Raw genomic sequence first — 18,078 nt, 5'->3', positions numbered from 1 at the left:
CGGTTCACATATCCACGATGCCGCGACGGCGCAGCAATATCCACAAAAACACCGGTCCGCCCAGAACTGCGGTGACAATGCCGATCGGCAATTCGGCAGGGGCAATGACCAGCCGCGCAATCATATCGGCCAGCAATAACAACCCTGCGCCCAGCAGCGCCGCAGCTGGCAGAAGGTAGCGATGATCCGGTCCCATAACCAGCCGCAGCAGATGCGGCACAACGATGCCGATAAACCCGATCCCGCCGGACACGGCCACAGCCGCGCCTGTCGCTGCGGCAACCGTCAGAATGGCAAGGTTTTTCATGCGTTGCACGGCAATGCCCATATGCGCGGCGGCCCCTTCCCCCAAGGCCAGCCCGTTCAGCGCGCGTGCCAGCACAGGTGCCGCGATCAGCGCCAGAACCATGATCGGTGCGGCAGCGGCCAGTTTGGCCCAGCTTGCCCCCGCCAGCGACCCCAGCCCCCAGAAGGTCAGGTCGCGCAGTTGCTGGTCATCCGCAATATAGACCAGAATACCCGTCAGCGCGCCGGCCAGCGCCCCCAGCGCGATGCCCGCAAGCAGCATGGTCGCAACGGATGTACGCCCGCGCCGCGTGGACACCCGATACAGGACCAGCGTTGACGCCCAGCCCCCAAGAAACGCCGCCAGCGGCACCAGATGCATGCCAGCAACCGCCAGCACCGCAGGGGGCAGCATCGCGCCTAGCACAATGGCCAGCACAGCGCCAAGCCCCGCGCCAGCCCCCACGCCCACAATGCCCGGATCGGCCAGCGGGTTGCGGAACAGCCCTTGCATGACCGCGCCCGACACGGCCAGCGACGCACCGACCAGAATGCCCGTCAGCAACCGCGGCAGGCGAATGTCGAACAGCACCACGCGTTCACGCAGATCCAGCGCCCCGCCTGTGGCCAGTTTCCGAACGACATCGGGCAGGGACACACCTGCAGCGCCCACACCCAGCGACAGGATGGACACGGCCGCCACAAACACCACCAGCGCGATCATTGTGGCGCGTGCACGCAAGGCGCGGTCGCCTGCGGCCGCCATTGAAGGGGGGCGGCGGGGGGCCGTGAAGGGCAGCGCGACCATGCCCCTAGCCCCCCTGATGCGTCAGTGCAGGATAGATTGCCTTGTGCAGGTCCTGTGCCGCTTGCGCGGTGCGCGGGCCAAAGCCCAGCAGGTAAATCCCGTTCATCCGGATGATCTGGCCGTTTTGCGCCGCAGGTGTCAGGCCAAGGGCGGGATGGCTGGCGATCTGCGTATCGCTTAGAGCGTGATCGCCGTCGCGGTCCATCATCACGATGGCATCGGGGGCAGCGGCGGCAATGGCTTCATCCGTCAGCAGGCGGTAGCCTGCGAAATCGTCGAAGGCGTTGACCGCCCCTGCCATGTGGATCATTGCGCCCGCACCCGTATCGCGGCCTGCCGCGTTGATGCGGCCGCCTTGTGCGGACAGAACGAACATGACGCGGCGGGGCGTGGTAACCTGTGCCGTCTGTTGCGCCAGCGCCGCGAAATCGGCGCGCAGCCTGTCCACCAGCTGCGCGCCCGCATCCTGTGCCTGAAGGTGCTGCGCGACCTGTTCCACACGTTCAAGGACGCCGTCCATGCTGGCAGTCTCGGGGATCTGGACGAAGGGCACATCCGCTGCCTGCATGATCTGGACGGTTTCCAGCGGGCCGGCCCCGTCAGATGCCAGAATCAGATCGGGGTCAAGCTGCAACAACCCTTCTGGGGACAGCGCGCGCATGTAGCCCACATCGGGCAGGTCATTGACGGCGGGCGGGTAGCTGGCGGTCGTGTCGCGCCCCACAAGCCGGTGTTCCTGTTCCAGTGCATAGACAATCTCGGCCAGCCCGCCGCCTATGACCACCACGCGGTCCTGTGCGGCGGCGGGGGTGGCCAGCAGCGCGGTTAGCAAGGCAGCGCGGATCATGCCCCGCCCCCCTGCGCCAGCGGCAGCTTGTCCAGCAGCGCCCGAAAGGCGGCGGTGTCGGGGTCGCGTTTGCCGAAAATCTGCGTAATCAGCGCGCCATCCGCGTCAAATGCCTCGACCGAATGGGCCATGCCGTGGCGCGTGGGTTTGGACACCAGCCAGACCTCGGCGACGTGATCGGTGCGCAGATGCAGGTTGAAGCGCGGGTCCATGACATTGATCCACGGTCCCATTGGCTTGACCTGCTCAATGGTGCCGCCATGGATCTGGATGCAGCCCTGATTGCCCACAAATATCATCAGCGGCACGGCGTTGGTCGCTGCCAGATGCAACAGGCTGGTCACGGCATCGGGTGCAAGGGGCCGCGCCCAGTCCCCGCCGACAATACGATACGCCCCAAGGCGGTTCATCTTCAGTCTGGAGGCGATGCGCAAGAACTGATGGGTGTCGGTCATGGCCGCCCAGTCGCGGCGCAACTCCTCAAGCTTCTCGGGGCGGGATTTTGCCCCCTCGACAGGGGGGCGGGGCGCTAGCGCCAATGTGTCGGGCTGATCGGCCAGGCGCAGGCTGGCAACCAGCGTCTCAAAGGCCGCGTGGTCCGAGGCTTCGGTCAGAAAGACCTTGTGCACCGCATCGCCCGCGGCATCGAACACCTGCAGGGACGGGCGCGGCCCGTCCAGCAGGGCAAAGCCGTGAACCCAGTGGCGCGGGAACATGCGCAGGTCAATCTCTGCGCCCAGCACCATGGAGGCATGTGCGCCTGCGTGATACGCCTCATAGCTGCCCTTGCGTTCATGCACGCAAGACGCATTTCGCGTGAGCGCCATGACATCGCCCAGCGTCTGGATCGCAGGCACCAGCCGTTCAAGCGCCGGATCAATACGCACCACATGCGTGCCATCCACATGGGCGGCGACAAGCGCCGCTTCGGTCACGGCCATGGTGTTGGCCAGATCGCGGGCGCGGGTTTTGGGGTGGTCAAGGCGGGCCTGCCGCAAATCGGCAGGGGTAGGGCGGGACACCAGGTCAAGCGTCATGGAAGTGCTCCTGTCAGTGCGCGTCATATTCGGGTCTGGCGCGTGTCTGGCAGCAAGCTGGATGGCGCGAAACGGCAGCGCCGCTTCATTCTTGATGGTTTCACTAGGGTATTGTCGCGCGCAGTTCAAGGGTAAATTCCCCGTCGATGCTTGATGCGTCGCGGTGATCCCCTTGGAGCGGGGTCGGGGGGCGGCTGCCCCCCGAGCCCCCCGCCTCAAGGGGGCATCCCGCCCCCTTGAGAAACCCTGTTTGCGGGATATTTGTACCAGAATGAAAGATGATGCCGCTGGAAGGTCGTGCGCGTGCTATCTGGTGGCGTTGGTGGACAGCAGGTCGGGCAGATACAGGACCATCGCGGGGAAGGCCACGATCAGCGCCACGACGACGAAATCTGCAAGAATAAAGGGCAGAACCCCGCGGAATACGCCGGTGACAGTGACATACTTACTGGCCACATTCTTGATAACGAACACATTCATGCCGACCGGCGGCGTTATCATGCCGACCTCCAGCAGCTTGACGACCAGAACCCCGAACCACACAAGGCTAAGCCCTTGGGCGTCGATCAGGGGCAGGAAGATGGGCAGGGTGACCAGCATGGCGCCGAAGGGTTCCATGAAGGTGCCGAGGATCAGGTAAATGATGATGATGACCAGCAGCACGGTCACATAGGTCATGCCAGAGCCGGCCACGAAGGAGGAGATCAGGTTGGACACGCCTGACAGTCCCAGAAAACGCGTGAACATGGTGGCGCCAATGCCGATGATCAGCAGGGAACTTGTGGTGATGACTGTTTCTGTCACCGAATCCGTGAAGGCCTTGCGGGTCAGGCGCCCCATGGATGCGGCCAGAATGACCGTACCCAATGCGCCCACCGCGCCTGCCTGTGTTGCCGTGAACAAGCCCGAGAACAGGCCGCCGAAGATCAGGACGATCAGCGCCAGAATGGGGGCCACCTGTGCAAGAGAGCGCCACAGGTCGGTGGATTCAACAGGGGCCTGACGCGGAATGATGTCGGGGCGCAACCATGCGATGATCAGCACGACAATACAATAGGACAGGGCCGTCAGCAGCCCGATGGTGATGCCGCCCAGAAACACCTCGATGATCGAGGTTTCGGCGATCACGCCATAGATGATCATCAGGATGGAGGGCGGAATAAGTGCGCCGATGGTCCCCCCCGCCGCGATGCAGCCCGATGCGATCGAGGGGCGGTACCCCGCCCTGACCATTTCGGGAATGGCGATCCGTCCCATTGCTGCCGCGCAGGCCAGAGAGGAGCCGGACACAGCCGCGAAGCCCGAACAGGCAAAGACGGATGAGATGGCCAGCCCGCCCGGCAATCTGGCAAGCAGGGCTTTTGCGGCCTCGAATAACCCGCCTGTCAGACCGGTATGATAGGCAATGAACCCCATCAGCAGGAACATGGGAACCGCACTCATGGTCCATTTGGCCGCGAAGGAATAGGGGGTGTTCGACAAGATGCCCATGGCAGGGTTCCAGCCGATCATGGCCCAGATGCCCCCGAAGGACACCACAATCAATGCCAGCGCCACAGGCAGGCGCAGCACCAGCAACCCCATCAGGATGGCCACGCCCCAAAGACCGATTTCGACGCTCATGTTTCATCGCCTTTTGTTATAGTGTCCATTGCATGGCGCACGCTGGCGGACAGGATCGCCAGCGCCATCAACACGCAGGCCAAAGTGGCAAGGGCGAAGCCTGCCGGTACAATGAAATAGGAATGCCACACCGGCATCTGGTAGCGGACCAGTTCGACAAATGTGCCCGAATTTGCTTCGCGCAGGGCCTTGGTCCAGTTGGCATAGGTGATGACAGCATAGATGCCGGCGGCGGCGATATAGATCACGAAATCGGAGGCAAGTTTCACGGGGCGCGATATGGCGAAATCCAGCAATTCAACCGCAATCATCTGGTTGCGCAATGTCAGCCAGCCCAGCGGCAGGAAGGCCACTGCGACCATGTAATACCGCGCCACGATTTCGGGCGTGGAGTTCATGGACAGGCGAAACACATTCAGCAAGACGACGTCGACACTGACATGCAGCATCATCAGGACCACAGCAGCTGCCCCGATCAGGGACAGGCCCCGACACAGGCCCACGGCCAGCTTGATCAGTAAAATCATATCAGGCACCCCGAAAACCCCTTTGGCCGGAAATGGCCAAAGGGGAGAGTATCATGCGCAGGTCTTAAAGCCCGTAAGTGGACAGATCGACATTGGCCCAGATTTCGTCCATCGCGCGGGCGGCCAGCGCTTCCGGATCGTCGCCCAGTTCCTCGACGATGGCAGTCCATTTCGCGACATATTCCGCGAACTGGCCTGCAAGATCGTCTGCGGCGATACGCGCTTCGGCATCTGCTTCGGCGAAGGCGTTTGACGCTTCCAGCAGCGAGTCGTCGGGCGTAATGACTTCGATCCCTGCGTCCGCGACAGCGTTACGCGCGGCTTCGGGCAGCTGGAAGCCCCAGCGGTCGGTCAGTGTCGGGTTCGCGCGGTTGGCTGCGCGCACGAAGGTTGCGCGGTCTTCCTCGCTCATGCCGGACCATGTGGACTGGTTCACAGTGAAGTTCGAGGTCACATGATATGTGCCCAGCGGAACGCTGGTGGTATAGCGTGCCACATCGACCAGACGGAAGGACAGCATGTCCACGATGGACGCCATGGAGCCGTCAATCGTGCCCTGGTTCATACCCTCGAACTGTTCGCCCACAGGCATGTTCACAGGCGTTGCGCCAAAATTTTCGGCCCAACGCGAGAAGGGCGCCCCGCCAGAGCGCAGGCGCAGACCTTGCAGGTCTTCCGCGGTGCGCACGGGCGATGTGGTGATCAGCACATAGGGGTCGGATGCGCCCGCGCCCAGAAACACCATGCCCTTGCTGCTGAATTCCTGCTGGCAGGGTTCGCAATTCACCGCAAATTCGGTCATCGCCAGCGCCATGGCATGAGAGTTGCGCCCGATCAGCGCCATGTCACCGGCGACATTGGTGCGCGTGAAATCCGCAGGGAAGAACAGCGGCAGCAGGTTGCCGACATTGATCAGTTCCGATTGCAGCGCATCGGGTACCTGCGTCAGGGACACGACTTCCGGGCCGATCAGCGTCAGGCTCATGCTGCCGCCGCTTTCTTCTTCCAGATAGGTGGCGAATTTTTCATACATATAGGTCGAGGGGTGCGCCTGCGATGCGCCAGCGGCCCCGCGCAGGTTCTGGGCCTGTGCGCCGCTTGTTGCGGCAACGGCAAATGCCGCGCCCATCATCAGTGTTTTCGTCAGTTTCATGGTCTGTTTCCTCCCAGGTGTTGACCGTTATATATTGTCCGTCAGGGTGGTTCGGTTCTTTAAGTGCCGGTCCCATCCATCGGGCCAATTCCGCAATATTTCCGAAGCAGGCGGTTCAGATCCTTCTGTTCCGCGCGTGTCAGTCCGCCGCGTTCATGGGGCGCTTCGGCCCCGTATAGCGCCTGCGTGCCTTCTATCGCTGCCAACCCGTCCGGCAGGATCGACAGTTTCACGATGCGGCGGTTTTTCGGCGGTATCGTGCGCCGCACCAGTCCGCGATCTTCAAACCCGCGTATCAGGCGGGTCATGGCCGCAGGTTTTATATACAGCGCGCGTGCAAGTTGGCCTTGTTGCACGCCGGGCGTCTGCGCGATGACCTGAAGAATGGTGTATTCCGCCGCACTCAGGCACAGGGCAGGTTCGCTTTGGTCCAGCGCTTCGCGGACTTGCAGCCATGCGATGCGCAGCAAAAAGCCGGTATTGTCGCGCAACCCCCCGAAATTAAGCCCGTCTTCCGGGGATGGCGCAGCGCTGCCGCCCTGCGTCGGAATGCCCGGTTTTCTGATCTGTCCCAGCATGACACTCCCCCCTCTGCAAGAAATGTTATGCTATTAACTGTTCCAAATCAAACTGTTTCTTTTGCATTATATTGCTGGCTTCCGGATTTTCTATGCAGTGATAACCTTGCCCTTGTTTTCATACAGTTCTGTTATTTTTCCGGCGTGGCTGTCACGCATGGCGCGCTGGTTCAGGCTGCCTTTTTCAGTGACCTCGCCCTTGTCGAAGCTGGGGGTTGTGTCCACGACAAGCACCCTGCGCACGCGGCTGGCCGATCCGGTGGCGCGTTTGGCGGAGGCTGCAAGGCGGTCGCGCAGCATATCGGCCAGATCCCCTTCCGGCATGGACTTGGCCTTGTCCGACAGCAACAGCAATGCGCCCAGTTCGGGCTGGTTTTCGCCCACGATCACCGCATCGCGAATCAACCCGCCCATGGCATCGACCAGCGCCGCGCGCACCGCGCCGACCGACACCCATGTGCCGGTGGACAGCTTGAAGTTTTCGGCCACACGCCCGTCAAAATAGAACCCTTTGGACAGGTCTTGCGGATCGGCGGGACGCAGCGCATCGCCAAGGCAATAGAACCCCTCGTCATCGAAGGCATCGGCGGTGCGCGCAGGGTCGCCGAAATATCCCGGCGTGATGGTCGGCCCTTTCAGGCGCGCTTCCAGCTTGTCGCCCGATGGCACCAGTTTCAGCGTCAGCCCGCGTGACGGCACACCCAGATTGCCCGCCTTGTCCTGAACATGGGTGCAGGCCAGCGCGAAGGGTGCGGTTTCCGTGGCGCCCAGCCCTGTGGCCAGCAGCACATCGCGCCCTGTCACCTTGCGCCCCAGCGCGGACAGGCGGTCCCATGTGTGCTGTGCCATGCCCGCACCGGCGTAAAACAGCATGCCCAGTTTGGCATAGAATTTCTGCGCCAGCGCCTCGTCCTGTTCCAGCGCGTCAATCAGCATGTCATAGCCTACGGGCACGTTGAAATACCATGTGCAGGAGATGTCTTGCAGGTTGCGCAGGGTTTCGGAGAATTTGCCGGGAACGGGGCGGCCATCGTCAATGTAGTAGCTGCCGCCATTGGTCAACACCAGATAATTGACCTTGTTTCCTGCAGCCGTATGGTTCCACGGTGCCCAGTCCAGCACAACGGGCGGTTCCCATGTCAGGAAACGGTAGCAGTCGCGCATCATTGCCGCCATGGCGCAGATCATGCGGTTGGTGTTGGTCACGGCCTTCGGGCTGCCGGTGGACCCTGATGTGAACAGGTATTTGACAACGGTATCCGGTGTCAGGGCCGCACGCGCCGCAATTGCGGGGGCAGGGTCGGCGGCAATTAATGTCTCGAAGGCAACAGTTTCCGGACCGCCACCATGCAGGGAAATCACCTTGCGGCCCGTTGCGGCAATGGCTTGAAGCGCAGGCGCAAATGCCGCGCCGTCATCGGCGAATACCGCGCCCGGTTGCAGCAGCGCGGCAATGTCGCGCAGTTTTCCGTGGTCTTTGGACACCAGCGAATAGGCCGGTGATACGGGCGCATAGGGAATGCCCGCATAGGTGCAGGCAAGGCCCAGAAGCGCGTGTTCCAGACTGTTTTCCGACAGCACCAGAAGCGGACGATCCGGCCCCAGCCCCAAACCCAGCAACGCCGACCCGATATGGCGTGCCATGTCGCGCGCCTGCCCGTAGCTGATGCGCCGCCAGTCCCCGCCACCTTCACGGCGTGCCATCCATGTGGCTTGGGGCGTGGTGTCGGCCCAATGGTCCAGATAATCCGCGACCAGCGGCATATGGTCTGGCAACGGGTCCACCTGACGCATCAGGATTGTTCCGTCGGGACGGTGTTCATAGTCGAAAACAGGTGACCAGAAACGGGCCTTGGCTTGGGGTTTGACGTTCATATGCGGGCATTCTCCGGATGTGTTGGGGCCGCTAACAGGGTGCAGTACGGGTCAGGACGTCTGTATATCCTCGCAACTGCGTCGCAGGCGAAGCAGAAGATCAAGGAACTGCGCTTGTTCCTGCGGGCTGAAGGTTGCAAGCAAATCTTCTTCGCGGGCGCGGGCCTGCGCCATGATGGTGTCCAGTTTCCGGACCCCCTCATCGGTGGGCAGCAGCGCCTGCGACCGCCTGTCGCCCGGCACGGCTTCGCGACGCACAAGACCGCCTTGTTCCAGATCGTCGATGATGGCCACCATGCCCGACCGCTCGATTCCCAGTTGCCGCGCAACATCGCTTTGGGTGATCTGCGGGCAGTCAACGATCAGGGCCAGAACCGTCATGGAACGTGGTGACATGCCTGCCCCCTCGACCGCGTGGCGGAAATCATCCCGAAAGATCATATAGGCGCGCTTCAGGTTATACCCGAACAGCGAATCGATGCTGTGATCTGCTTTTGGGCCCGTGGTGATGGTCATTTTGTTTTCCGGCGGTTTCATCGGGTATTGCATTTGAAGATGGATAAGGATTAGCAGGTTGATAGTTACCTTACAATACTGTTTACTATGTAACGTATTTCTGCAATATGAAACCTGACCAGACGGGAGAGAGTAATGGACGGCACCACGCAAACGCTTGTGACATATGAGCTTCAGGGCGAAATTGCCGTCATCGGGCTGAACCGGCCCGAGAAGCGCAACGCAATTTCCGACCGGCTGGTCGAAGCGCTGCATGTGGCCGCCACACGCGCCAGATCCGAAGCGCGCGCGGCGGTCATTCACGGCGCGGGCGATCATTTTTGCGCAGGGCTGGATCTGGCCGAGCATCGGGAAAAGCCCCTGTTCGAGGCCATTCAGGGGTCGCGGCGCTGGCATGCGGTGTTTACCGAGTTTGAACGCGGTGAAATCCCGTTCATAACTGCATTGCATGGTGCCGTGGTCGGCGGCGGGTTTGAACTGGCCGCAGCAACCCATATTCGTGTGGCGGATGAAACCGCCTTCTTCGGCCTGCCCGAAGGGCAGCGCGGTATTTTTGTGGGCGGCGGCGGGTCTGTTCGCGTGGGCCGCCTGATCGGGGCCGCGCGCATGACAGACATGATGCTGACAGGACGCACCGTGTCGCCTGCCCAGATGGAACAATGGGGCGGCGTGTCCTATGTTGTGGAAAAAGGGCGCGCGCTGGACACTGCCATGGATCTTGCGCGCAAGGCCGCATCGAACGCGCCAATGTCGAACTACGCAGTGCTGAACGCCCTGCCGCGTATTGCCGAAATGTCGGTCGAGGATGGCTTGTTCACCGAATCGGTTGTCTCGGCGCTTACATCGGAGACACCCGAAGCCAAGCAACGCCTGCGTGATTTTCTGGAAAAGCGCACCGCCCGCCTGAAAGCCCCTGACGCGCCCTAACGCGCCCCGCGCGTGCTGCGAAAATTCAAATTGCCTGCAAAGGATCAGCCCATGAACCTGGACGAGATTGTCGCAATCGACTTTCACACCCATGCAGAAGAACCCTGCAACTGCCACCGCGATGACGGATATAATGAATTCCAACAAGGGATGGCGGCCTATTTCAAGAACCCCGCAGGCGTCGATGGCATGTTGCCCACCGTGCCGCAAACCGCCGCCTATTACCGCGAGCGCAAGATCGCAGCGGTGATTTTCGGGGTCGATGCCGAACGTGAAACCGGCTTTTATCGGCACAGCAACGAAGAAATCGCGCAGCATTGCGCCGAAAATTCCGACATCCTGATCCCCTTCGCCTCGATCGATCCGGCCAAGGGCAAGCTGGGCGCGCGCGAAGTCCGCCGTCTTGTGCGCGATTTCGGGGTCAAGGGGTTCAAATTCCATCCGACCATGCAGGGTTTCTTTCCCAATGACCGCATGGCCTATCCCTTGTACGAGGCGATTGCCGAAGAAGATGCGGTCATGTTGTTTCACACGGGGCAAACAGGTGTCGGCTCCGGTATGCGCGGCGGAATGGGCATGCGGCTGAAATACTCAAACCCCATGCATATCGATGATGTGGCGGTGGATTTTCCCGACACAAAAATCGTGCTGGCGCACCCGTCTTTCCCATGGACAGAAGAGGGGCTGTCGGTGGCGCAGCATAAACCCAATGTCTATATCGACATGTCGGGCTGGGCGCCGAAATATTTCCCGCCGATCTTCATCCACTATGCCAACACGCTTCTTAAACGCAAAATGCTGTTCGGGTCGGACTGGCCCGCCATAACGCCGGACCGCTGGTTAAGCGACTTTGCTGAATTGAACATCCGAGAGGAGGTGCGCCCGCTGATCCTGAAGGAAAACGCCGCGCGCCTGCTGAAACTGAAGTAGCAAAAAGGGGCCTTGTGGCCCCTTTTCTCATCCGTCGGCGTCCTGTCGTGGCGGCGCGGGAAATAGCAGCCCGTCGAAAATCTTGCGGGCCGTGCGCATGACGCCCGCGCGCGCCACGGTTCCGTTTGCATCTGTCTCGATCAACACATCCGCGGCACCAGTCGGGTGCTCTATGCTGTATTGGCCGTCATCGGGCCTGCGCGCCAAAGGATAGGCCACACTGCCCGCAATGGTGCAGGCCGTGGCCACCGATACAGCAGCGAAAACACCGATTGTCGCGTGGCACCGATGCGGGATGAAACTGCGCGTGGAAATCGCGCCGCCTGCAACCGGTTCAGACACCAGCGTCATTTTGGGCACGGATTTTTCGCGCACATCGCCCAAATTCATCATCGGGCCAACGGCCAGCCGTATCCCCTCCAGCCGCGATTTCAGGTCGGCATTGGCGTCCAGTTCCTCGCGGCTTTCCTGTCCGGTGATGCCGAAATCAGCGGCGCGCAGCACCACAATCGGCATGCCATTGTCGATGCAGGTGACCTCTACCCCCTCTACCGTATCGACGGCATTTCCAGTGGGCAGAAGTGCACCGCACATGGACCCGGCAATGTTTTCAAACAACAAGGGCAGGGCGGCATGACGGCCGGGAACACCGTCTATGGCGGTGCGGCCGTCATAGGAAACCTTGCCTTCGGGTGTTTGCACGCGCGCCAGCGCAACTTCTGCGGTGTTGCGCATGTGAATGCGCACGGGCGTTTCGCCATCCTGCGCCCGAACCAACCCGCGCTCAATGGCGGCAGGTCCGACACCGGCCAGAATATTGCCGCAGCCTTGGGCGTCAGACACCAGTGCCTGATCGACAAAAACCTGCAGGAACAGATAATCGACATCCGCATCGGCACGGCTTGGCGGGGCAAGGATCGCAACTTTCGACACCAGCGGGTCCCCCCCGCCCATGCCGTCAATCTGGCGCGGGTCGGGGCTGCCCATCAGGCGCAGCAACAGCGCATCGCGCGCGGCAGGGTCTTCCGGCAGGTCGCTGGCCAGCAGATAGGCGCCTTTCGATGTGCCCCCCCGCATCCACAGGCAGGGAATCCCCTGATGCTCGGCCTTGTGCATGGCAACCCTTTCATCTTGCAGGTCAATACTCACGGGGGGTGAATTGGGCGCAGCCCAAGAGGGGGGCAGACAGCCCCCCTTTTATCCATCAGATGTATTTCAGCCCCTTTTCGGCCAGCCTTGCGCGCATGTCGTAGATATCCAGCCCCAGTTCGCCCGCCGCCAGTCTCTTGCGCTTGGCCTCTTCCGCGTCCAGCCGCGCCGTCGCCTTGGCGGCCACACCGGCGGCCTGCGCGTGGGGCACGACGACCACGCCATCATCATCGGCAATAATCACGTCCCCCGCCTGTATGGCCTGACCCGCGCAGACAATGGGCACATTCACCGATCCCGGTGTTTCCTTGACGGTGCCTTGTGCCGAAATTGCCTTGGACCAGACCGGAAAGCCCATGTCCTGCAAATCGGCCACATCGCGCACGCCCGCATCAATGATCAACCCGCGACAGCCGCGTGCAATGGCACTGGTGGCCAGAAGATCGCCGAAATAGCCGTTGTCGCAGGGGCTGGTTGGGGCCAGCACCAGAATGTCGCCGGTTTGCAACTGCTCGATCGCGACATGCAGCATCCAGTTGTCACCGGGTGGCGCGCTGATGGTCACGGCAGATCCCGCAATCCGCGCGCCGCGCCAGATGGGCCGCATATAGGACGCTAGGCAGCCAGTGCGCCCTTGCGCTTCGTGCACGGTTGCCACGCCCGCGCGGCCAAGCGTGTCGATAACGGCGCTGTCCGCGCGCGGGATGTTCTGGACGACAACGGACATGGATCAGCCTTTCTGCGGCACAGGCGGGGTGCCATGGGTGTGGAAGGTTTCGATGGTTTTCAACCCCCAGGCCTGCCCTTTCTTGCGGTCGGCCTCGGTCCAGCAGACGGGTTCCCAATCGGGTGCAAGGATCAGGCGCGCGCCCGCATTTGCCAGTTCCACCCGGTTGCCTGCGGGTTCCCAGACATACAGGAAAAACGTGCCCTGAATGGCGTGCTTGTGCGGGCCCGTTTCAATATGTACCCCGTTTTGCAGGAAAATATCGGCGGCGCGCAAGATATCCTCGCGCTGGTCGGTGGCATAGGTGACATGATGCAGCCGCCCGCCGCCCTCAAAATACGGCCCGCCGCCATGTTCTTCGGTGCAGGCCAGATCATAGGTCTTGTTGTTGATGGTGAACCAGCACCCCCCGATCCGGCCGTTGTCCAGCTGGATGTATTCGGTCACACGGCTGCCCAGACAGGTTTCCATGAATTTCCGGAATTCACGCACATCGGCGGCCAGAAGGTTCAGGTGGTCAATCCGGCGCGGCGCGGCCCCCGTGAACGCGCTGGCCATGTTCTTCAGCGCGGGTTTGTCGGCCGCGTCGGGTTCGGCGCGGCGCGTGTCATAATAGATCTCGAATATATGGCCGAACGGGTCTTCAAAACGGAAGGCGCGGCCATGGCTGTCATCCCCCTCAACCCAGCCATGCACCTTGTAGCCCGACGCCTCGATCACCGCCACACGCCGCGCCAATGCCTCGGGGCTGGCGGCGCGATACCCGATATGCCCCACGCCTGTGGTGGCCGCGCGTGTCAGTTTCAGGCTGGCATATTCATAATCTTCCCATGCCCGCAAATAGGCGCTGTTTTCATCCTGACCCGACAGTTTCAGCCCGTAGATGCGGGTAAAGAAATCAAGGCTTTCGTCAAACCTGTCGGTCAGCATTTCGACATGGCCCAGATGGGCGATGTCGTAACTTGGGGTCGTGGCCGTGCTCATGCGTCCCTCCGCTGTCAAAGTTCATCTACAGTGCGGGGGAATATGGACTGGAACCCTTCTGCATATTTGCAATCACGCCCGCCTGACATGCCCCCCGAATTGCGCTTGAAATGGTTTGCGCGCTGCTGGGCCACGCGGGTGTAATAGTCCCACAGATGGACCTGCCCGTTCATATGTTCCATCGCCGCGCGTTTTTTGTCCCACACAGGCGTGATGTCCAGAAACGTGTCGGGCTTCCAGCCCATCTGTTCGGTCTGGTGCGGTTCAAACAGGTAAAGCTGGGGTGCGCCCAGAACCTTCTCGCCCGGGTTATGGCCCCAGGCTTGTGCGATCATGCGGCATTCAAGGGCGATCTGGGTGGTATACATGTGGTCGGTATTATAGGGGTCATACTGGCTGTGGCACAGCATGAAGGACGGCTGCACCTTGCGGATCAGGTCTACCAGACGCATCTTGTCCGCCTGTTCAAGATGCAGCGGGTAATCGCCCAGATCGAAGCATTCCAGATGGTGCACGCCCAACACGTCTGCGGCCGCTTCCGCCTCGGCGCGGCGGATATCCTTGACCTCCTGAAGGGATTTGCCATCCTTCCACAGCCGCGCACTTTCGCCCCGCTCGCCAAAGGACAGGCAGGCGACAGTGACCTGATAGCCCATCTCGGCATGTAATGCGATTGCCCCCCCGCAGCGCCACACAAAATCGGCGGCATGGGCAGAAATCACAAGCGCGGTTTTGGGCGCAGTCATGGGAACCTCCGTGGAAAATGGGCTTTAGTGATCCCACTTTCACGGCCCATATGCAATTTTGAAGCGTGTTTGCATGGATAATAAATGGCTATAGCTGGGCGCGTGACTGGCTTGGAAACCGGCATGCGGCGCGGCGCGGCCCTTGTGCGCGCAACCGGCAGGCCGGTCCGACCGGTTGCCGCGATGCGTTTGCAAGCATGTTGACAGGATCGAATAAATAAAGCCATTTGAAATCAAAAGCCTGCTGCCCTCTTTGGCTGCGGGTTGGTGGGGGCACAGGTTGTCAGTGGTGCCGCGCGTCTTGAATGCGACAGCTCGGGGGATAGAAATTGCATTGTGCAAACGGGACAGTGAAGTCATGATGGCATGGGGCAACAGGCGGAAGAAACGGATCACCATGGTTCTGGCGGACAAACCAACGCTTGCCGTCCCTTGCACACGCGGGGCGCGCGCCGCGTGTGCCGCAGCCGCGTCTGGCAGGGGGCGGGTGTCGGGTTTTGTCCGGTCCGGCGTGAAGGGTATGTTCTTGGGGCTGATGCTGGCGGTTACGGGCGGTTGCATCAATGGCAATTCCGGCACATCACAGGTTGAACCGCAGGTGATAAGTTTTCCCGCACCCCCCGCGCCAGAGGTTGCCCCGTCCAGCGCCCAGAACCGCCAGCAAAATACCGAAACCGCAAACCGGCAGGCGCGCAGGGCGGACGGACGTGCGCCGCAGTCGGGGCGGAATGAACCGCAACCGGCGGCGGCACCGGATCAGGCCAGCTGCGATGTGGCGTCCTATGCGGAGACCATGAACCAGCCTCGTTCAGCGATTGACGACCGGACATTCTCGCGTCCCTACCGTGTCATCGAACACGGCGAGGACGCAGCGCAGGAACACGCAGACCGCATAACCTTCTTCTTGTCCGAAAACGGGCGGATTATTGACATTTCTTGCGGCTAGGGCGCAAGGGAGCGTGCGATTGCAAAACCTGGAACGAAGGCTGGTTCCTTCGGGCGGGAAACAGGTCGCATGATGTGCAAGGTCATAGCCTTAAAGGATTTTGTATTGGCCGAAGCTGTGCAATAGTTACGCAGCCACCTGCGCGGGCGCTGTTGCACTTCTGGACAAAGGTATATGTAAATGTCGACACTTGTTCATCCGGTCTTGTTATGTGGCGGTTCCGGCACGCGCCTGTGGCCGCTGTCGCGCAAAAGCTATCCCAAGCAATTTGCGCGCATTCTGGATGATGTCAGTCTGTTTCAGGCATCCGCACAGCGCCTGTCAGCCCCCGGTTTTGCAGCGCCCATGGTCATCACGGCGCAGGATTTCCGCTTCGTCGTCACCGAACAGCTTGCAGCCATGGAAATTGCGCCGGCCGCGATTGTGATTGAACCGCAAGGGCGCAACACGGCGCCCGCGATCTGTGCAGCAGCGCTGGCACTGGAACGCACCAGTCCGGATGCGGTGATGCTGGTGGCCCCGTCCGATCACGTTATCCCTGACGCGCAGGCGTTTCGCGCGGCCATCGCAGATGCGCTGCCAGCCGCGCGGCAGGGGCGGTTGGTGACATTCGGCATACAACCCGACCGCGCGGAAACAGGGTATGGCTGGCTGGAACCCGATGGCACGCCGGACGGGGCGGGCGAATCGTTGGGGTTGAAGCGCTTTGTCGAAAAGCCAGATGCGGTGGCGGCGCAAGCCATGCTGGACGGGGGCCGCCATTTGTGGAACGCGGGCATTTTCCTGTTCTCGGTTGCGACGATCCTGAAGGCTTTTGAAACCCATGCGCCCGAAATTCTGGCCGGTGCGCGCGCGGCACTGGACGCCGCGCAAAGGGATCTTGGCTTCACACGGCTGGCCCCGCAACCTTGGGCAGGTATCCCCGATATCTCGATTGATTATGCGGTGATGGAGAAGGCCACAAACCTGTCGGTCATGCCTTATCGTGGCGGGTGGTCCGACCTTGGCGGCTGGGAAGCCGTCTGGCGCGAAGGCGGGCCGGATGCGCGCGGTGTGGTCACCCATGGCCCTGCCCATGCGCTGGAATGTGACAACACATTGCTGCGCGCCGAGGCCGACAGCCAGCAACTGGTTGGTATCGGGTTGCGCGACATTGTCGCTGTGGCCATGCCCGATGCCGTGCTGATTGCCCATAAGGATCAGGCGCAACAGGTCAGACTGGCCGTGTCCACCCTGAAGGCGCAGGGCATCGCGCAGGCGGAAACCCTGCCGCGCGATTATCGCCCTTGGGGGTGGTATGAAAGTCTGGTGCTGGGCACACGGTTTCAGGTCAAGCGCATTGTGGTCCATCCCGGCGCGGCACTGTCGCTGCAAAGCCATCACCACCGCGCCGAACACTGGATCGTGGTCGAAGGCACCGCGAAGGTCACTGTGGATGACACGGTCAGTCTGGTGACCGAAAACCAGTCCGTCTATATTCCGCTTGGTGCCATGCACCGGCTGGAAAACCCCGGCAAACTGCCCCTGACCCTGATCGAGGTGCAGACCGGCGCCTATCTGGGCGAGGATGACATCATCCGCTATGATGATGTCTATGCGCGGGACTGACGGGGCGCGCGGTCTGTCACCTGCCGTGTGACTGATACATGTGCCCCGCGTGCGGGCAATCGTCGCCGCGAGCATAATGCAACAGCTTTGCGTCAGTCGGCGCCGTTTCGGGCGGGGCGGGCGCGTGTGATTGCATGAAATTTCATATTTCCCTCACCGCAGTGTTACAAACTCCTGCGATCAGGGCGGCACTCCCGAATACGGGACCAAAGCTGCCACCTTGATCCGGAGATCACACATATGACCACCAAGGCCCTCGCTACATTGCTTGTTGCGTCAACCGCACTCAGCACCCTTCCCATGACTGCCAGCGCCGACTGGCGCGCTGACATGCCCACCTTCCGCATTGGTCTGCTGGGCGGCGAGAATGAAGCCGACCGCCTGCGCAACAACGATTGTATGGCCAACGCCCTGTCCGAACGCCTTGGTGTTCCGGTCGAGATGTTCCCCGCACCCGATTATGCCGGTGTGATGCAGGGCCTGCTGGCAGGCCAGCTGGAATATGCAGCGCTGGGTGCGTCGGCCTATGCGGGCATTTACCTTCAGGATGCGGACGCGGTCGAACCGATCTTCGTGACCAAGGAAGCTGACGGATCGCTGGGCTATATTGCGCCAATGTATGTGCGCGCCGACAGTGACATCCATTCACTGGAAGATATGGAAGGCCATTCACTGGCCTATGCCGACCCCAATTCGACATCGGGCTATATCGTCCCGCGTTTTGAATTGCGCCGTGCCGGTATCGTTGAAGAAGAATTCTTCAGCCGCACCGGCTTTGGTGGCGGGCATGAACAGGCAGTCATTGCCGTGCT

The 18,078-nt window shown here is 61.4% G+C and carries 19 protein-coding genes; 5 read left to right on the top strand and 14 right to left on the bottom strand.

From position 1 onward, the window contains the following. Nucleotides 1-4: 4 nt before the first annotated feature. From ACTIE1_RS12610 to ACTIE1_RS12570, 9 genes are all read right to left on the bottom strand, one after another. Nucleotides 5-1,093, bottom strand: coding sequence for a FecCD family ABC transporter permease (locus tag ACTIE1_RS12610; RefSeq protein WP_439562391.1), 1,089 nt, complete (start codon nt 1,091-1,093; stop codon nt 5-7). 4 nt (nt 1,094-1,097) lie between these two features. Continuing rightward, nucleotides 1,098-1,940, bottom strand: coding sequence for a heme/hemin ABC transporter substrate-binding protein (locus ACTIE1_RS12605; protein ID WP_439562390.1), 843 nt, complete (start codon nt 1,938-1,940; stop codon nt 1,098-1,100). Next, a complete protein-coding gene (locus tag ACTIE1_RS12600) occupies nt 1,937-2,977 on the bottom strand; it encodes a hemin-degrading factor (protein ID WP_439563428.1) in 1,041 nt (346 codons plus the stop codon). The genes ACTIE1_RS12605 and ACTIE1_RS12600 overlap by 4 nt, the downstream gene beginning before the upstream one ends. Before the next feature lie 306 nt (nt 2,978-3,283). Next, on the bottom strand, nt 3,284-4,600 hold the full coding sequence (locus ACTIE1_RS12595; RefSeq protein ID WP_439562739.1) for a TRAP transporter large permease: 1,317 nt from the start codon (nt 4,598-4,600) through the stop codon (nt 3,284-3,286). Then, nucleotides 4,597-5,127: a TRAP transporter small permease gene (locus ACTIE1_RS12590; RefSeq protein ID WP_439562740.1), complete on the bottom strand. Its 531-nt coding sequence runs from the start codon at nt 5,125-5,127 to the stop codon at nt 4,597-4,599. The genes ACTIE1_RS12595 and ACTIE1_RS12590 overlap by 4 nt, the downstream gene beginning before the upstream one ends. 64 nt (nt 5,128-5,191) lie before the next feature. Beyond that, nucleotides 5,192-6,280, bottom strand: a complete 1,089-nt coding sequence (locus tag ACTIE1_RS12585) for a C4-dicarboxylate TRAP transporter substrate-binding protein (RefSeq protein WP_439562741.1) — start codon at nt 6,278-6,280, stop codon at nt 5,192-5,194. Between the two features lie 59 nt (nt 6,281-6,339). Beyond that, nucleotides 6,340-6,858: a MarR family winged helix-turn-helix transcriptional regulator gene (locus ACTIE1_RS12580; protein WP_439562742.1), complete on the bottom strand. Its 519-nt coding sequence runs from the start codon at nt 6,856-6,858 to the stop codon at nt 6,340-6,342. Nucleotides 6,859-6,948: 90 nt separating this feature from the next. Then, nucleotides 6,949-8,733 carry a feruloyl-CoA synthase gene (locus ACTIE1_RS12575; protein ID WP_439562743.1) on the bottom strand — a complete coding sequence of 595 codons (1,785 nt, stop codon included), beginning with the start codon at nt 8,731-8,733 and terminating at the stop codon, nt 6,949-6,951. A 51-nt stretch (nt 8,734-8,784) separates the two neighbouring features. Then, nucleotides 8,785-9,249, bottom strand: coding sequence for a MarR family winged helix-turn-helix transcriptional regulator (locus ACTIE1_RS12570; RefSeq protein ID WP_439562744.1), 465 nt, complete (start codon nt 9,247-9,249; stop codon nt 8,785-8,787). 135 nt (nt 9,250-9,384) lie between these two features. On the opposite strand from ACTIE1_RS12570, the gene ACTIE1_RS12565 reads away from it, so the two are divergent. Then, entirely contained in the window at nt 9,385-10,176 is a 792-nt protein-coding gene (locus tag ACTIE1_RS12565; RefSeq protein ID WP_439562745.1) for a crotonase/enoyl-CoA hydratase family protein, read from the top strand. 51 nt (nt 10,177-10,227) lie between these two features. Then, nucleotides 10,228-11,106, top strand: coding sequence for an amidohydrolase family protein (locus tag ACTIE1_RS12560; RefSeq protein WP_439562746.1), 879 nt, complete (start codon nt 10,228-10,230; stop codon nt 11,104-11,106). A gap of 27 nt (nt 11,107-11,133) precedes the next feature. Here ACTIE1_RS12560 and ACTIE1_RS12555 read toward each other — a convergent pair whose 3' ends face one another. The 5 genes from ACTIE1_RS12555 to ACTIE1_RS12535 all read right to left on the bottom strand — a co-directional run bounded on the left by ACTIE1_RS12555 (nt 11,134) and on the right by ACTIE1_RS12535 (nt 15,111). Beyond that, nucleotides 11,134-12,222, bottom strand: a complete 1,089-nt coding sequence (locus ACTIE1_RS12555) for a 4-oxalomesaconate tautomerase (RefSeq protein WP_439562747.1) — start codon at nt 12,220-12,222, stop codon at nt 11,134-11,136. 88 nt (nt 12,223-12,310) lie between these two features. After that, nucleotides 12,311-12,982 carry a 4-carboxy-4-hydroxy-2-oxoadipate aldolase/oxaloacetate decarboxylase gene (locus tag ACTIE1_RS12550; protein ID WP_439562748.1) on the bottom strand — a complete coding sequence of 224 codons (672 nt, stop codon included), beginning with the start codon at nt 12,980-12,982 and terminating at the stop codon, nt 12,311-12,313. 3 nt (nt 12,983-12,985) lie between these two features. After that, nucleotides 12,986-13,966, bottom strand: a complete 981-nt coding sequence (locus tag ACTIE1_RS12545; protein ID WP_439562749.1) for a VOC family protein — start codon at nt 13,964-13,966, stop codon at nt 12,986-12,988. 14 nt (nt 13,967-13,980) lie between these two features. Further along, nucleotides 13,981-14,712: a PIG-L deacetylase family protein gene (locus ACTIE1_RS12540; RefSeq protein ID WP_439562750.1), complete on the bottom strand. Its 732-nt coding sequence runs from the start codon at nt 14,710-14,712 to the stop codon at nt 13,981-13,983. Between the two features lie 39 nt (nt 14,713-14,751). Next, the gene (locus tag ACTIE1_RS12535) at nt 14,752-15,111 is read right to left on the bottom strand and encodes a hypothetical protein (protein ID WP_439563427.1); all 360 of its coding nucleotides are present in this window, start codon (nt 15,109-15,111) and stop codon (nt 14,752-14,754) included. Here ACTIE1_RS12535 and ACTIE1_RS12530 point away from each other — a divergent pair. From ACTIE1_RS12530 to phnD, 3 genes are all read left to right on the top strand, one after another. After that, nucleotides 15,110-15,658 carry a hypothetical protein gene (locus ACTIE1_RS12530; protein WP_439563426.1) on the top strand — a complete coding sequence of 183 codons (549 nt, stop codon included), beginning with the start codon at nt 15,110-15,112 and terminating at the stop codon, nt 15,656-15,658. The genes ACTIE1_RS12535 and ACTIE1_RS12530 overlap by 2 nt on opposite strands. A gap of 180 nt (nt 15,659-15,838) precedes the next feature. Next, a complete protein-coding gene (locus ACTIE1_RS12525; protein ID WP_439562753.1) occupies nt 15,839-17,266 on the top strand; it encodes a mannose-1-phosphate guanylyltransferase/mannose-6-phosphate isomerase in 1,428 nt (475 codons plus the stop codon). Nucleotides 17,267-17,566: 300 nt separating this feature from the next. Then, on the top strand, nt 17,567-18,078 hold a 512-nt coding region (gene phnD, locus ACTIE1_RS12520), incomplete at its 3' end, for a phosphate/phosphite/phosphonate ABC transporter substrate-binding protein (protein ID WP_439563425.1).

Origin of the sequence: Roseinatronobacter sp. (assembly GCF_051859525.1) — a bacterium.
Classification (GTDB): Bacteria; Pseudomonadota; Alphaproteobacteria; order Rhodobacterales; family Rhodobacteraceae; genus Roseinatronobacter.
Note: the sequence above shows the minus strand (reverse complement) of the source record. Positions and strands in the feature narration are given on the sequence as shown.

Excerpts from the sequence above, each read along its gene's own strand:
- ACTIE1_RS12575 (WP_439562743.1), bottom strand. The coding sequence starts at position 8,733 with ATGAACGTCAAACCCCAAGCCAAGGCCCGTTTCTGGTCACCTGTTTTC.
- ACTIE1_RS12590 (WP_439562740.1), bottom strand. The coding sequence starts at position 5,127 with ATGATTTTACTGATCAAGCTGGCCGTGGGCCTGTGTCGGGGCCTGTCC.
- ACTIE1_RS12605 (WP_439562390.1), bottom strand. The coding sequence starts at position 1,940 with ATGATCCGCGCTGCCTTGCTAACCGCGCTGCTGGCCACCCCCGCCGCC.
- ACTIE1_RS12580 (WP_439562742.1), bottom strand. The coding sequence starts at position 6,858 with ATGCTGGGACAGATCAGAAAACCGGGCATTCCGACGCAGGGCGGCAGC.
- ACTIE1_RS12610 (WP_439562391.1), bottom strand. The coding sequence starts at position 1,093 with ATGGTCGCGCTGCCCTTCACGGCCCCCCGCCGCCCCCCTTCAATGGCG.
- ACTIE1_RS12550 (WP_439562748.1), bottom strand. The coding sequence starts at position 12,982 with ATGTCCGTTGTCGTCCAGAACATCCCGCGCGCGGACAGCGCCGTTATC.
- ACTIE1_RS12570 (WP_439562744.1), bottom strand. The coding sequence starts at position 9,249 with ATGACCATCACCACGGGCCCAAAAGCAGATCACAGCATCGATTCGCTG.
- ACTIE1_RS12595 (WP_439562739.1), bottom strand. The coding sequence starts at position 4,600 with ATGAGCGTCGAAATCGGTCTTTGGGGCGTGGCCATCCTGATGGGGTTG.
- ACTIE1_RS12585 (WP_439562741.1), bottom strand. The coding sequence starts at position 6,280 with ATGAAACTGACGAAAACACTGATGATGGGCGCGGCATTTGCCGTTGCC.
- ACTIE1_RS12540 (WP_439562750.1), bottom strand. The coding sequence starts at position 14,712 with ATGACTGCGCCCAAAACCGCGCTTGTGATTTCTGCCCATGCCGCCGAT.
- ACTIE1_RS12535 (WP_439563427.1), bottom strand. The coding sequence starts at position 15,111 with ATGGTGATCCGTTTCTTCCGCCTGTTGCCCCATGCCATCATGACTTCA.
- ACTIE1_RS12530 (WP_439563426.1), top strand. The coding sequence starts at position 15,110 with ATGGTTCTGGCGGACAAACCAACGCTTGCCGTCCCTTGCACACGCGGG.
- ACTIE1_RS12565 (WP_439562745.1), top strand. The coding sequence starts at position 9,385 with ATGGACGGCACCACGCAAACGCTTGTGACATATGAGCTTCAGGGCGAA.
- ACTIE1_RS12525 (WP_439562753.1), top strand. The coding sequence starts at position 15,839 with ATGTCGACACTTGTTCATCCGGTCTTGTTATGTGGCGGTTCCGGCACG.
- ACTIE1_RS12560 (WP_439562746.1), top strand. The coding sequence starts at position 10,228 with ATGAACCTGGACGAGATTGTCGCAATCGACTTTCACACCCATGCAGAA.
- ACTIE1_RS12555 (WP_439562747.1), bottom strand. The coding sequence starts at position 12,222 with ATGCACAAGGCCGAGCATCAGGGGATTCCCTGCCTGTGGATGCGGGGG.
- ACTIE1_RS12600 (WP_439563428.1), bottom strand. The coding sequence starts at position 2,977 with ATGACGCTTGACCTGGTGTCCCGCCCTACCCCTGCCGATTTGCGGCAG.
- ACTIE1_RS12545 (WP_439562749.1), bottom strand. The coding sequence starts at position 13,966 with ATGAGCACGGCCACGACCCCAAGTTACGACATCGCCCATCTGGGCCAT.